14 protein-coding genes are annotated in these 13,800 nt (G+C 56.0%); 8 read left to right on the forward strand and 6 right to left on the reverse strand.

Annotated elements, in window-relative coordinates:
* Nucleotides 1–173 precede the first annotated feature (173 nt).
* Nucleotides 174–2,279, reverse strand: coding sequence for a cation:proton antiporter (locus tag EKM86_RS11595; RefSeq protein WP_125758193.1), 2,106 nt, complete (start codon nt 2,277–2,279; stop codon nt 174–176).
* 24 nt (nt 2,280–2,303) lie between these two features.
* Nucleotides 2,304–3,200, reverse strand: a complete 897-nt coding sequence (gene murB / locus EKM86_RS11600; RefSeq protein WP_125758195.1) for a UDP-N-acetylmuramate dehydrogenase — start codon at nt 3,198–3,200, stop codon at nt 2,304–2,306.
* Nucleotides 3,201–3,320: 120 nt separating this feature from the next.
* Here murB and EKM86_RS11605 point away from each other — a divergent pair, with 120 nt between their 5' ends.
* Nucleotides 3,321–4,088 (forward strand): exodeoxyribonuclease III, encoded by a 768-nt coding sequence (locus tag EKM86_RS11605; protein WP_125758197.1) that lies wholly within the window; start codon nt 3,321–3,323, stop codon nt 4,086–4,088.
* 1 nt (nt 4,089) lies between these two features.
* A complete protein-coding gene (locus tag EKM86_RS11610; RefSeq protein ID WP_125758199.1) occupies nt 4,090–4,626 on the forward strand; it encodes a 3'-5' exonuclease in 537 nt (178 codons plus the stop codon).
* Between the two features lie 52 nt (nt 4,627–4,678).
* Here EKM86_RS11610 and tsaE read toward each other — a convergent pair whose 3' ends face one another.
* The 3 genes from tsaE to EKM86_RS11625 all read right to left on the reverse strand — a co-directional run bounded on the left by tsaE (nt 4,679) and on the right by EKM86_RS11625 (nt 6,966).
* Nucleotides 4,679–5,134, reverse strand: coding sequence for a tRNA (adenosine(37)-N6)-threonylcarbamoyltransferase complex ATPase subunit type 1 TsaE (gene tsaE / locus EKM86_RS11615; RefSeq protein WP_125758201.1), 456 nt, complete (start codon nt 5,132–5,134; stop codon nt 4,679–4,681).
* 84 nt (nt 5,135–5,218) lie between these two features.
* Nucleotides 5,219–6,196: a phosphate acetyltransferase gene (gene pta, locus EKM86_RS11620; protein WP_125758203.1), complete on the reverse strand. Its 978-nt coding sequence runs from the start codon at nt 6,194–6,196 to the stop codon at nt 5,219–5,221.
* A gap of 86 nt (nt 6,197–6,282) precedes the next feature.
* Nucleotides 6,283–6,966, reverse strand: coding sequence for a uracil-DNA glycosylase (locus tag EKM86_RS11625; RefSeq protein WP_125758205.1), 684 nt, complete (start codon nt 6,964–6,966; stop codon nt 6,283–6,285).
* A gap of 86 nt (nt 6,967–7,052) precedes the next feature.
* Here EKM86_RS11625 and EKM86_RS11630 point away from each other — a divergent pair, with 86 nt between their 5' ends.
* On the forward strand, nt 7,053–7,955 hold the full coding sequence (locus EKM86_RS11630) for a Cof-type HAD-IIB family hydrolase (protein WP_164506273.1): 903 nt from the start codon (nt 7,053–7,055) through the stop codon (nt 7,953–7,955).
* Entirely contained in the window at nt 7,939–8,454 is a 516-nt protein-coding gene (locus tag EKM86_RS11635; RefSeq protein ID WP_125758209.1) for an LURP-one-related/scramblase family protein, read from the forward strand. The genes EKM86_RS11630 and EKM86_RS11635 overlap by 17 nt, the downstream gene beginning before the upstream one ends.
* A 59-nt stretch (nt 8,455–8,513) precedes the next feature.
* Here the strand turns inward: EKM86_RS11635 and EKM86_RS11640 are convergent, their stop codons facing one another.
* The gene (locus EKM86_RS11640; protein WP_125758219.1) at nt 8,514–9,080 is read right to left on the reverse strand and encodes a GNAT family N-acetyltransferase; all 567 of its coding nucleotides are present in this window, start codon (nt 9,078–9,080) and stop codon (nt 8,514–8,516) included.
* 514 nt (nt 9,081–9,594) lie between these two features.
* Here EKM86_RS11640 and EKM86_RS11645 point away from each other — a divergent pair.
* From EKM86_RS11645 to EKM86_RS11660, 4 genes are read left to right on the forward strand one after another with little or no spacing between them, the layout of a single operon-like run.
* A complete protein-coding gene (locus EKM86_RS11645) occupies nt 9,595–10,656 on the forward strand; it encodes an ABC transporter ATP-binding protein (protein WP_125758211.1) in 1,062 nt (353 codons plus the stop codon).
* Nucleotides 10,646–11,539, forward strand: a complete 894-nt coding sequence (locus EKM86_RS11650) for a carbohydrate ABC transporter permease (RefSeq protein WP_125758213.1) — start codon at nt 10,646–10,648, stop codon at nt 11,537–11,539. The genes EKM86_RS11645 and EKM86_RS11650 overlap by 11 nt, the downstream gene beginning before the upstream one ends.
* A gap of 12 nt (nt 11,540–11,551) precedes the next feature.
* Nucleotides 11,552–12,373, forward strand: coding sequence for a carbohydrate ABC transporter permease (locus tag EKM86_RS11655; protein WP_125758215.1), 822 nt, complete (start codon nt 11,552–11,554; stop codon nt 12,371–12,373).
* An 8-nt stretch (nt 12,374–12,381) separates the two neighbouring features.
* The gene (locus tag EKM86_RS11660; RefSeq protein ID WP_125758217.1) at nt 12,382–13,683 is read left to right on the forward strand and encodes an ABC transporter substrate-binding protein; all 1,302 of its coding nucleotides are present in this window, start codon (nt 12,382–12,384) and stop codon (nt 13,681–13,683) included.
* Nucleotides 13,684–13,800: the final 117 nt, after the last annotated feature.

Raw genomic sequence — 13,800 nt, forward strand, 5'->3', positions numbered from 1 at the left:
TCATTTGACTCCACCCGCACAGCGGGTGGTTTTGAGCCTCGCGCGTCTCCGCGCGAGCCCGGCTAAAGCCTCTATAACAAAAAGCAGGCAGCCAGAGGCTCCCTGCAAAACGAACAAGTCACGCGGGAACCCGCTTACTTGTCCATTCTATCATTTATTGACCCAACGGGATGCTACTCGGCGGCCGCCAAGTTTGCGGCATTCTCCGTGTAGTTCACGGTTTGAGACAGGTGCTGCGCCATGGCGACATTGATGTAACCCTGCTCCAGCAAGTCGTGAATCGCCGCGCGCTCCGCCGCAAGCGCCAGCGTCCGCAGCCGGTTCATCTCATCCTCGTACTGCAGGGACTTGTGGGTCCCTTTGGCCTTGGCTTTAGCGGTCGCGATGCGATTGCGGTACTGAACAATCAGGGCGTAAATCACCTGCCGGTTAAACTGCCGGGCGCGGTGCTCGGGTTCCTTCAAGTAATTGCTGAGCGTCTTCAGCCCACCCTTGGCAATTTCTTTTTCGACCAACAACCGCTCCTCATTCACTGGTTGCCCCAGCCGGTCTGCCGCCACCTTATGCCACCAGTGCGGCACTGCTGCCTTAGCCCGATCCAAAAAGTCCGTCAGGTTCAGGTGGCCCTGGTTTTGCGCCATCGCGGCCAGGGAGCGCGCCCGTGTGTGCAGGCGGCGTTTAGTCTTTTGATACAGGCGGTCACTTACTTTGTCCGCCTCATACAAGGTTTCAAGCGCGGCCAGCTCCCCGGCCACGCCGACTGCGCGCAGATCGATCTCATCCTGGACAAACGGCGGCAAATCATCACTGTCGTCCTCCTGAAGGTCAAGCCGGCGCAGCAAGTGTTGGTACTCATCAATCAAATCAAGCGCCGGTTTTTGATTCTGTTCTCGCCGCTCACTTTCCAGCTTCCGCACCGCCGTTTGGTACAAGACCCGCTGAGCCTGAGCGTGGGTTAGTAGCCGCACATCATGCGGCGCGACGGCCGCTGCAGGGTCGCCATCTTCGGTTGCCGAGCCGCGCAGCTTCAGCGGCGCCCGGTTGTTAGTCATCAAAGGCAGACCCACTGTCGCCACGATCATCGACAAGACAATGTACCCGGCCGCAATGAAGAGCATCAAGGAACGCTCCGGAAACGGTGCACCACTGGGCAGCATCACCGGAACGGCCAGCACCCCGACCAGAGAAATCGCCCCGCGCACCCCCGAGATTCCATTTAACAGCGCCAAGTACGCGCTGGGATGAGCAGCGGTCGGCTTGTGCCAGGCACTCACCCACATGTAGCCATAGGTCCAGAGAACCCGAATGGCCAGCATGACCAGATAGACCAGCACCACATCCAGCAGCGCCTGCCAGGTCGAAACCGCCCGACTTTCAATCGTCGCGTGCATCGCGACTGGCAATTCCAACCCTAGCAAAATGAAAATCAGGCCGTTCAGGACATACACCACAATGTCCCAGGTTTTCTCCGTCACGATCCGCAACTCGGGCAAGGCGGAAACAAACCGGTTCCCCGAGGCGTTCGTCAACAGCCCAGCCACCACCACGGCAATCACACCAGAGGCCCCGATGACTTCATCGACCAACAGGTAAATCAGAAACGGCGTGATCAGCTGGAGCACCGCATGCAGGATGGTATCGTTGATGCCCTGCTGAAGCAGCCACAACCGCACTAAGTTAATGATGCCCATGAGCAGCGCCCCGGCCAGCGCCCCCACCAGTGCGATATAGAAGAAGTCGCCGATGGCCTGAGTCCAAATGAAGGCACCCGTCATGACCGCCGCGATGCCATACTTGAAGCCAATCAGCCCACTGGCGTCATTGATCAGACTTTCGCCCGCGATCAGGTGCATCAGTCCCGCCGGTAAGTGTACCCGGCTGGCTAGCGACTGCACCGCCACCGGATCCGTGGGCGCCATGATCGCCGCCAGCGCGAAACTAGCCGCCAGCGGCATGGCCGGCACAAGCCAGTGCAGGAAAAAGCCGCCGAGAAAGGTGATCACAAAGACCAGAAAAATGGCGTTACCGACAATGGCCCCGCGCAGCTGCCACAGCTCCCGTTTGGGGAATCGCCGCCCATCGTTGTACAGCAGCGGCGCCGTGAACAGCAGCATAAACCAATCAGTCTGCATGTCGAGACTGAGCTTAAAAAATAGTGCTGCACCCAGACCCAACGCTGCCTGAATGAGCGAAACCGGCACGGCCACCAGGTAATGACTGATCACATTTGAGAGAATCACCAACGAAATGAGCAACAAGACCGCTTCGACCAACTGCATGCTGCTCACCTCCTTCGTGTCGTTTTATAATGTCTGTTCAGTCCCCATGATACGGACCTCAGGCTCCAGCTGAACGCCGAATTTTGCTAACACATTCTTTTGCACGTAGCGGATCATCGCCATGTAGTCGGTCGCCGTCGCGTGGTTAATGTTCACAATGAACCCGGCGTGCTTCATCGAGATCTGCGCGCCGCCGATTTTATGACCCTGCAAGCCCGCCTGCTGAATCATCGGCCCTACGTAATGCCCGACCGGCCGCTTGAACACTGAGCCGCAAGACGGGTACTCCAGCGGCTGCTTGCTGGCGCGGCGCGCGTTCAACTTATCCATCCGCGCGCGAATGTCAGGCTTGGGCGCAGGTGTCATCTGAAAAGTGGCCTCCAGCACCACGTCTCCAGTGTCCTGCACCAGGCTGTGCCGGTAGCTGAACGCCATGGCCGCGTTGTCGTAATGCTTTAATTCGCCAGCCTTGGTCAACACGGTGGCCGCCGTCAGAATATCCTTGATCTCCCCACCATAGGCGCCGGCGTTCATGTATACAGCACCGCCAATGCTGCCTGGAATCCCGCATGCAAATTCGAAATCCGAAAGCCCCGCGCGATACGCCGCCTCCGTCGTGTCGATTAACCGCGCGCCGGCCTGGGCAGTCACCTGGTCGCCGGAAACGGTAATGTGATCCATCTGCGTGAGGATCAGGGTCAGCCCACGGATGCCGCCGTCACGCACAATCAGGTTCGAGGCGTTCCCGATCACTGTGATCGGCAGGCCCTGCTCATCGGCGTACTGCACCAGGGCTGCCACTTCCTCGACCCTGCGCGGGAAGGCCAACTGGTCTGCCGGGCCCCCGGTGCGGGTAAACGTATATTTACTGAGTGGTTCATTTTTTAAAATCGTGATGCCATCGATTACGGCTGCAGTCATGATCTGCCTCCCAAGATTAAATTACGGTCTAATTTTAACATAGATGCCGGTTCGCCAGCGGTTTGAGGCGAGCTGGTTTTTCTTATATACTGGAGGCAATACGAACGGAGGCAGCACACGATGAAAATGATCTCATGGAACGTCAACGGCTTGCGGGCCGTCTTAAAGCATGATTTTATGACGACCTTTAACGCGCTGGACGCAGACTGGTTCTGCATCCAGGAAACCAAAATGCAGGCGGGTCAGGCGACGCTCGAGCTGCCAGGTTATCACCAGTACTTTAACTACGCCGAGCGCAAAGGCTATTCTGGCACCGCCATTTTTACCAAGCATGAGCCAATGAACGTGACCTACGGAATCGGCGTGCCCGAGTTCGACGATGAAGGCCGCGTCATCACGCTGGAATACCCGCAATTCTACCTGATCACGGTGTACACGCCCAACTCCGGCAGTGAACTGAAGCGGCTCGCCTACCGGCAGGCCTGGGATAAGGCTTTTCTGACTTACACCGAGACCTTAGCCGCAAAAAAGCCCTTGGTCTACTGCGGCGACCTCAACGTCGCGCATCATGAGATTGACCTCAAAAACCCCACTTCCAATCACCACAATGCAGGGTTCACCGATGAAGAGCGGGCGGACTTCACCACGCAGCTGGCCGCCGGGTTCACAGACTCGTTCCGCCACTTCTACCCCGACCAAACCGAGGCCTACTCATGGTGGAGCTACCGCTTCAACGCCCGTTCGCGCAACGCCGGTTGGCGCATTGATTATTTCGTGGGCAGCGACGGGTTCGTCCCGTTCATGAAGGACGCCAAGATTCACAACGAAATCATGGGCTCGGACCACTGCCCCGTCGAGCTGCAAACTACCGATCTGATAGGAGAATAAGATGGATTTTATTGCGATGGATTTTGAAACCGCGAACCGCCAGCGGGCCAGTGCCTGCTCGCTCGCGCTGGTCGTGGTGCGCAACGATCGGGTGGTCGACTCTTTTTACACCCTGATCGATCCGGAAGGCCCCTTTGAGCCGCAAAACGTTCGCATTCACGGCATCACCGCCGCCCAAGTCAAAGGCCAGCCCACCTTTCCAGCGGTCTGGCCGCACATCCAAAGCTTTTTCACCGCCGATCAGCTGGTGACGGCACACAACTCGCCGTTTGATGTTTCCGTTCTGCGGCGGACACTTGAGCGCTACGATATCGGGGTGCCTCAGTACCAAGTGATCGACACCGCCCGCACGTCAAAAAAACTGATGCCCGACTTGCCCAACCACCGCTTGGATACGGTCAGCGCGGCGCTTCACATCCCGCTGGCCCACCACCACAACGCCTTACAGGACAGCTACGCCTGCGCCCGGATCCTGATTGCCCAGGAACAGCGCTTTGGTCAGGCCGCGCTCGCGCCCATGCTGAAAATGACCGCATGATCGAAAACATCCCGTCAGGCTTTGACCTGGCGGGATGTTTTAGTGACCTTGCTCATTTTGTTGGCAGCGCCGCAAGCAGGGCCTGTGCCCGCGCGCCGGCCGCTTCAAAAGTCAGCGTGCGCTTGCTATCGTCAACTTCATCCTTGAGAAAGTGAATCAGCAGATACGCATCAGGCATCGCTTCACCCAGATAATCAGGCCACTCGACCACCGAGACACCATCGCCTTCAAAGTATTCTTCTAGGCCCAAGTCGCCTGCCCCGCCGCCCTCAAGGCGGTATAAGTCCATGTGATAAAGCGGCAGGCGGCCATCTGGGTATTCGCGGATCAGCGTAAAGGTGGGACTTTTAATGTAATCGGTGATCCCCAGCCCACGGGCCAGCCCCTTGGTGAAGCTGGTTTTCCCGGCGCCCAGGTCCCCGTCCAACAGCAGAATGTCCCCGGCCTGAAGCTTCGGGGCCACCGCCGCCGCAAAGGCCTGCAGCGCGGTTTCGTCCTTGAATTCCATCCCTGTGCCTCCTTCAACGCAAAAGCGCCGGGCAATTGCACCGGCGCTTTTGTGACGGTCCAAACTGAGACCATTTTACCATAATCAGTCGATCAGGTTTTGGGCTGCCGTGATCAGCGCGACCTTGTATACGTCTTCCTCGTTGGCGCCGCGGGACAAATCGGAAACCGGTTTGTTCAAGCCCTGCAGGATCGGGCCGATGGCTTCGAAGTTGCCAAGCCGCTGGGCGATCTTGTAGCCGATGTTGCCGGACTGCAGGTCCGGGAAAATGAAGACATTGGCATTGCCTGCCACCTTGGATTCCGGGGCCTTCAGCTTCGCGACGGTCGGCACAAACGCGGCGTCAAACTGAAGCTCGCCATCAAGCGCCAGATCTGGGGCCAACTTCTGAGCCAAGGCCGTGGCTTCAACCACTTTGTCGACCTGCGGCGCCTTGGCGGAGCCTTTGGTGGAGAAGCTCAGCATCGCCACTTTGGGATCAATATCGAATAACTTGGCCGTTTTCGCCGACTCGACGGCGATCTCTGCCAGGGTCTGAGCGTCAGGATCGATGTTGATCGCGTTGTCCGCGAACAGGTAACGCTCGTCGCGCCCGCGCTGCATAATAAACGCGCCTGACGTCCGCGACACCCCTGGCCGGGTCTTGATGATCTGAAGCGCCGGGCGCACGGTATCAGCGGTTGAATGAACCGCACCGGAAACCATACCATCTGCCTTGCCCATGTACACCAGCATGGTGCCAAAGTAATTCGGGTCCTTGACCATGGCCGCGGCCTGTTCTTCAGTGGCCTTCCCGTTGCGGCGCTCGAAGAAAGCTTTCGCCATCTCTGGCAGCAGCGCATCGGTTTGCGGATCGCGGATGGTTAACTTCGCCAAGTTGAAGCCTTTGTCCTTCGCTACCGCCTCGACTGCGCTTTGCTCACCAAGGACGATCGGCTGAATCAGCCCGTCTGAAGCAAGCCGCACCGCCGCGCCAAGAATGCGGGGGTCAGTGCCTTCAGGGAAAACAATACTGTAGTTTTTGCCAGTGACCTTCTGCTCCAAGCTCTGAATTAAGTCCAAAATGATCCCTCCATTAATTTCTTTGTTAGCGCATACAACGTTCATGGTCTATCATAGCAATGATTGGCGCAAACCGCACTGAAAATTTACTGCGCCGGGAGCTCTGGCAGCTGCCAGTTGATTGGTGCTTCGCCCATTTTGGTCAGCAGGGCATTGGTGCGCGAAAACGGTCGGCTGCCAAAAAAACCGCGGTAAGCGGACAACGGGCTCGGGTGCGGCGACTCGACCACCGCGTTTTTACTGAGGTCGATCAGCTGCTTCTTGGCCCGCGCTGAGCTGCCCCACAGGATAAACACCACGCCCCCGCGGTCGGACAACGCCGCGATTGCCGCGTCGGTCAGCGTTTCCCAGCCTTGTCCCCGATGTGAATTAGCCTGGCCCGCCCGGACGGTCAGCACCGCGTTGAGCAGCAGCACCCCCTGCGTTGCCCAGCTTTTGAGGTAGCCGTGGCGCACCGGTGGGTACCCGAGATCATCCTGCAGCTCCTTATAAATATTCTGCAAAGACGGCGGCAGTGGGACCCCCGGGGCAACCGCAAAGCTGGCGCCCACCGCCTGATTGGGCCCATGGTAGGGGTCCTGCCCGAGTATGACCACCTTGACTTGATCAAACGGCGTCCATTCAAACGCCTGGAAGATGTGGTGCATCTCTGGGTAAATTGTCTGGGTCTGATACTCTTGCTTGAGAAACTGGTGCAACCGCGCGTACTCCGGGCCTTCAAACACCGGGGCAAGCACCGTCTGCCAGTCGTTATGAATGAGTGTTTTCATCGCTAGCCTCCCTGTCTAGTGTACTCAAGCACCGCCCGCTTTGCATCCGCTTTTATGGTAGAATTGCGATGATTGGAGGTTTTGTCATGATCAAACTGATCGCATCCGACTTGGATGGCACCCTGCTCAATGCCGATTCCGAAGTGTCTCCAGCCAATGCACAAGCCATTCGTGACGCTCAAGCGGCCGGCATCGAATTCATCGTGGCCACCGGGCGCAACTTGCCGCAGGCCCAGCCGCGCCTTTCGCGCCACGGACTCAAACCTGCTTTTATCACGATCAATGGCGCCTTAGTGTACAACGAGGCTGGTCAGGTCAAAGTCCACATTCCGCTGGCCCATGACCTGCTATTCTCCGTGCTCGACGAGATCGACCGCGCAGGGTTTTACTGCGAACTGGTGATTCCTGACGGCGTCGTCTCCAATTCCTACGCGCACCGCCTGGCGGACATGAAACGCGCACTGCGCCGCTACCACCAGAACTTGAGCGACGACGAACTGACTGCCCAAGCTGAAAAAAGGATCCAGTATCTCTTCACCAAGTACGTGGACGACTATCGGGAGTATGTCACCCCTGACACCGAGATCCTCAAGGCCGTGGTATTTGCCGACGGCGGCCAAGCCGCGCTTGCGCCGCTCAAGCAGCAGCTAGAGGCCCAAGGCGGATTGGCAATCACCTCCAGCGGCGAGAATAACCTTGAAATCAATGCGAAAGATGCCCAAAAAGGCCCGGCTTTGGCCGCCTACGCTGCCCTGAAGAAAATCACCATGGATTCGGTGATGGCCATTGGGGATAATCTCAACGATGAATCGATGATCAGAATGGCCAAGTACGGTGTAGCCATGGCCAACGCGGTCCCCCAGATCAAACAACTGGCGTGGCACGTCACTGCAACCAACGTCGAAGATGGGGTCGCCCAGGCCATTCACCATGCCATCGCCCTGAACCAACAGGAAAAAGGCGGCGAACGCAATGCTGTATTATATTGATGCCCAAGCACTGCACGAGTCAGGCGTGACCGTGGTCAAAGACGACCAGTCAAAACCCGCCTTCATTTTGAATGGCCGGCACGGCCTGGCGAATGACACCTTTAACCTGCACACGATTTCCGGCCAGGAATTGGGCGAGATCCGGCAGAAGACCATGGGGATGTCGCCGCGCTATGACCTGACCTTAAATGGTCAAAAAGCCGGTAGTGTGAAGAAAATGCTGGGCGTGTGGCACGAGTTTGTGTTTGTCACTGACCTCAACTGGCTGATTTTCGGCAACCTGCTGGCCAATGAATACCACATCTACCATGGCGTCAAAACAGTGACCACGATTGCGGCAGTGGGCGCGGCGACTTCCACCACCTTCAAGATCGACATTCTCGATCCCCGCAATGTTCACGCGGGGCTGCTGGTGGCGGCCGTACTCGACCGGTGGCGCTTCGTGCACCTGACGAACCCGCTTACCCGCGGTAATTTGGCCTACACAACCGGGACCTGACCGCCAACCCCACATTTTTGGTTCAAAAAAGGGAGACTCAACTGAGCCTCCCTTTTGGCTTAAATCGCTTTAGTCATGTGGTTATAGCGATGGGACCCAATCATCAGCTCTCGCGTCTTCTCGAACCCACACTTGCGGTATAAGTGCTCGGCATGCGGGTTAGTCTGGTCAACATTCAGGGATAACAGCGTCACGCCTTGTTTTTTTAAAGGCGTCACAATGCCGTTCAATAAAGCCGTCCCGATACCATGGTGCTGGGCGGCTTCGGCAACGGCCAGCGTGTCGATGTACCACTCACCAGGGTCGGATTCGACATCTGGAAAAAGCTCATGATCGATTGGCAGACCAACGCTTGGAAGCAGCGGTTTAAAGGCGTCATCGATGTGTGCCTCCGCCTCATGCGGGTACCCAACCAGGATGCCATCAACGCCTTGGCTGCCGACGTGGACCGTGGTTTGCGGATAGCCATAGCGGTATTTTGGCAGCTTAAACGCCTGCTCAAACACCTTGTATAGCGCCGGTTTGGCCATCCGCATCAGCGCAGGAATTTCCATTTCTTCAAAGACGAGATCGATCAGCGGCACGACTTGCGCCGCGTCTTCGGGTTTACTTGGACGAATCATGATCGTTGCGGCTGCCTCTTTCCGACCGGCGTCGCCGCAACATCCCCTCCTTGACCGCCGATCATTCACGCCGCCCATTATAGCAAACTTTGCGATTGCCCCCAACCGTCAGGATAGGTGACTATCATTCAAAAGTCTGACACACCGCGTGTCCCTACTACCAAAGTGATAAAAACACCCTTGTTTGGCCAGTTCTAATTTAATTATAAGCATAAGTGACAAGTGCAACCGTTATTCTTAAACGCGCCGCTTGAGGCACCACGGGCTTTGGCAAAACAGGTCAAAGAGTTTTTAAATCCTGGTCAGGTCCTCTCTTACTCTCAGGAGCAGCGAATGAGTGCCATATTGAATAAAAGGAATAGAATCCTCAGCATTCTCTCTCATCCGCCACATCTGGTGAGCGCGTTCTGTCATCATACTGTATCTTGTGGCCTTGCCGCATCTTTGCTACGATATATCTAGTGCCGCGACGCAACAGTTAGCGACACGCGAATACAGTTGAAGGAGCGTAACCGGGTTGAAAGTAACGTTTAAAGACGTCACTTTGTCCTACGACGGAAAGAAAGATACCCTCAAGCATCTGAATTTTCAGATTCCTGACGGCACCCTTGTTTCCCTGTTAGGGCCAAGCGGCGGGGGCAAAACCACGACCCTTAACCTGATCTCCGGCTTACTACCGGCGACCTCTGGCCACATTTACTTTGGGGATGAAGACGTCACAAAAAAAGACGCCTTGGCACGCAAAGTCGGGATGGTCTTTCAGAACTACTCACTCTACCCGCACTTGACCGTTCGCGACAACATCGCGTTCCCACTCAAGATGCAGAAGGTCAAAAAGGCCGAACGGTACAAGCGAGCCGAAGAACTGGCAAAGCTCGTCCACGTGGATGACCAGCTTGACAAAAAGCCGGGCGGGCTCTCCGGGGGCCAGCAGCAGCGGGTCGCGATCGCGCGTGCGTTAGCCAAATCGCCTTCGCTGCTGCTCCTTGATGAGCCGCTGTCAAACCTTGACGCGCGCCTGCGCATTGAGATGCGTCAGGAAATCCGCCGCATCCAGCAGGAAACTGGCGTCACGACCATTTTCGTGACCCACGATCAGGACGAGGCGCTGCACATTTCTGACAACATCATGGTCCTGGCGCAGGGCACGATTCAGCAGTTCTCGACGCCAACGGTGCTTTACGAGCGGCCAGCCAACCTGTTTGTGGCCAAATTCATCGGCGAGCCCGTCATCAACACCCTGCCCGCCGACGCGCTGAAGGCCGATCTGGTCAGCAGCGTGCCGGCCAGCATCCTGGCCCAAGCCAAAACGGCCGGGATTCGCAGCGAGGCCATCGTCCCGTTTGATAACGGTCAGGAAATGGTGGCGAAGATTCACGCCGGGTTGAAGCAGGCCAGAAAGTACGGCCGGGAAGCTACCGCCAATCTGGCCTACAACGGCGAGACGCTGCTCTCCACCGAAATGGCGGGACTGCCGGCCAGCCAGACGGACGGCGACTTTTTCCTCACCAAAGCAGGATTTTTCCTGTTTGACGAAAAAGGCGCGTTGATTTTTGGCGGTGATGCCCATGATGAATGAGAAGCCCACGCTGAAGTCGTCACTCAAGGCGTACCTTTACCTCCTGCCAATGCTGGTGATCTCCGTGACGTTCAGTATTTGGCCGATCATCTCATCGCTGCTGATGAGTTTCTATACCAAGTACAACTTCTACACGGATAAAGTGAGCAAGATGGGGTTCGACAACTTCATTTACCTTTGGAACGACCCCGACTTTCATCTGGCGGTGCGCAACACGCTGATCTTCGTGGCCGGAGTCGTGCCAATCACCGTGATTTTGTCATTGATCATCGCCCTGCTGCTGAATCAGATCAAGTGGCTGTCTGGCTTTTTCCGCACTGTTTACTTTCTCCCGTTCGTCACGTCGACCGTCGCCATCGCGATGGTCTGGAACTGGATCTACCATTCTGACTACGGACTCATGAATTACTTTCTGAGTCTGGTCGGGATCCATCCCATCAATTGGCTGACGGATCCCCACTGGTCCCTGCTGGCGCTGATCATCATGAGTATCTGGAAGGATCTCGGGTTCAACATCATCCTTTTCCTGGTGGGGCTGAACAACATCGATAAAGGCTACTATCAGACGGCCGAAATCGATGGCGCCAACGCCTGGCAGCGCTTTTGGAACGTCACGATCCCGATGATTTCACCGATCACCTTCCTGGTCTCTGTCAACGGTGTGATCAGCTCGTTCAAGGTGTTTGACCAAATCTTCGCCTTGTTCCAGGGCACTCCGGGGCCTGGGAAAGCCGATCTGACCATCGTGTACTACCTGTACGAAAAATTCTACACCGAGTATAAGTACCCGATCGCGGCTGCCAGCGGCGTTGTGCTTTTTGTCTTGATTCTCCTGGTCACCTTCGTGCAGTTGTGGTACTCACGCAAGCACGTTCACTACTAAGGGGGCATCATCATGGCAAAAAAAATCAGTCGCGTTCTACTGTACTTGATTGTCGCCCTCGGGGCCTTGACGATGCTGATCCCCTTTCTGTGGATGATCTCCACCTCGCTGAAGTCCGGTCCGGAAACCATCAAGGTACCGCCGGTGTGGATCCCTCAGGTGCTGCGCTGGCACAACTATGTCGAGGCGTTTCACGCCGCACCGTTCTTGCGCTACTTCGTTAACTCGGTGATTGTCACCGTGGTCACCACGGTGGGTCAGCTGCTGACCAGCATTCTTGCGGCGTTCGCCTTTGCGCGGCTCCGCTTCTGGGGCAAGAATTTCCTGTTCATGATTTTCCTTGGAACCATGATGATCCCCGGAGAGATGCTGATCATTCCCAATTTTGTCACCTTGTCGAAGATGAGTTTGGTCAACACGTACGGGGCGCTTATTCTTCCTTGGCTGGCCAGTTTCTTCACTGTCTTCACCCTGCGTCAGACGTTTCAGTCCACGCCTGACCAGATTTACTACGCCGCGAAAATGGACGGCGCCTCGGACTGGAAGTACCTCTGGACCGTCTTGGTCCCGATGAGTAAGTCGACGATCACCGCCGTGACCGTCCTTGAAGTCATCGGGTCCTGGAACTCCTTCATGTGGCCGTTGATCGTCACCAACAGCGAAAAAATGCGCACCCTGCCGGTTGGGCTGCAAGCCTTTACCACCGACGCGGGCACGCAATATCAGCTGCTGATGGCGGCCTCGACCTTCGTGATCATTCCAATGGTCATTGTTTACATGTTCTTGCAGAAATACATCATTGCTGGAATCTCAAAAGCTGGATTGAAAGGATAGTTTAACTCATGAAAAAGAGTGTTTGGGGTAAATCATTACTTGGGGCAGCCGCCGTTCTGCTGGGCTTGACCCTTGCCGCTTGTGGCAATTCGAACGCTTCAAGCAAAAACAGCACCAGTGACAAGAAAGTGACCATCACTTTCTGGCACGGCATGAACGGTCCTTATAAGACTGCGCTTGACGGCATTATCAAAGACTTCAATAACTCGCAAAGCAAGTACGTGGTCAAGGGTACCGCCCAAGGCAACTACACTGCGCTGCAGCAAAAGATCATGGCGGGGGCCAAGTCAAAGTCACTGCCAACCATGGCGCAAACGACTTACACGACCGTTCCTGACTATGTCTCCAACGGCTTCATCACACCGCTGGACCCATACATGCTCAAAGGCAGCGACAAGTTGAGCCAAAGCTCGCTGAAGGATATTTACCCGGCCTTTATCTCCAGCTCGAAGTATCAGGGCAAGTACTACTCCATGCCGTTTTCTAAGTCGACCCGGATCATGTACTACCAGCCAGCACTGATGAAGAAGCTGGGGGTCAACAAGGTCCCAACCAGCTGGGAAGAGCTGCAAACGCTCGGTCAGACGCTTAAGAGCAAGGGCGTCGCAGTTGTCGGCTTCGATGCCTCATTCGACATGGAACTCGAAGCACTGGCTCGCCAGAACGGCAACGCTTTGGTTTCCAAAAACCTGACGGCGAACTTGAACTCCAAGAAGACCCTGCAAGTCACCAACATGATCTTCAACATGTTGCAAGATGGTGAAGCCAAAACCGCCGGTGAAGATATTTACGGCGACAAGAACTTCACCTCGGGTAAGACCCTTTTCTACATTGGCTCCTCTGCGGGCGTTTCCTCGATGCAGCAAAATGCACCAAAGGGCTTTGAGTGGAACACCACGACGGTGCCTTCATACAAGGGCAAGAAAGCCACTGAGCTGGCCGGCAATGACCTTGTGATGTTCAAGTCTGCCTCTGCTGATCAGCAAAAAGGTGCTTGGGCCTTCATGAAGTTCCTGACCTCCAAGAAGGAGACCATCAAGTGGGCAGAAAAGACGGGTTACGTGCCGCTGCGCAAGTCCGCAGTCAAAGATGCCAGCTTCCAGAGCTACCTGAAGAACCACGAAGTGAACAAGGCAGCCGTCGACTCACTGGATTCCGGCTTCCAGTCCACCGCCTTCAAGGGCTTCACCGAGTACCGCAATGACCTGCTGGATGCCGTTGATTCGATGACGACCAAGCACACTAAGCCAGCAGATGCCATGGGCACCCTGCAAAAGAAGACCGAAACGATTCTGAAGGACGCAAAGTAAACAGCTTTTACCAAGAAGAGTCGGCTGCGCAGTCGGCTCTTTTTCTACGCCTAGTCAAGAGAAATGTTGATGTTCCGGTATTTGTTTTGCCCGGAATTGTTGGTGCGAGACCTCACA

The organism is Lacticaseibacillus hegangensis (assembly GCF_003946465.1).
Taxonomy (GTDB): domain Bacteria; phylum Bacillota; class Bacilli; order Lactobacillales; family Lactobacillaceae; genus Lacticaseibacillus; species Lacticaseibacillus hegangensis.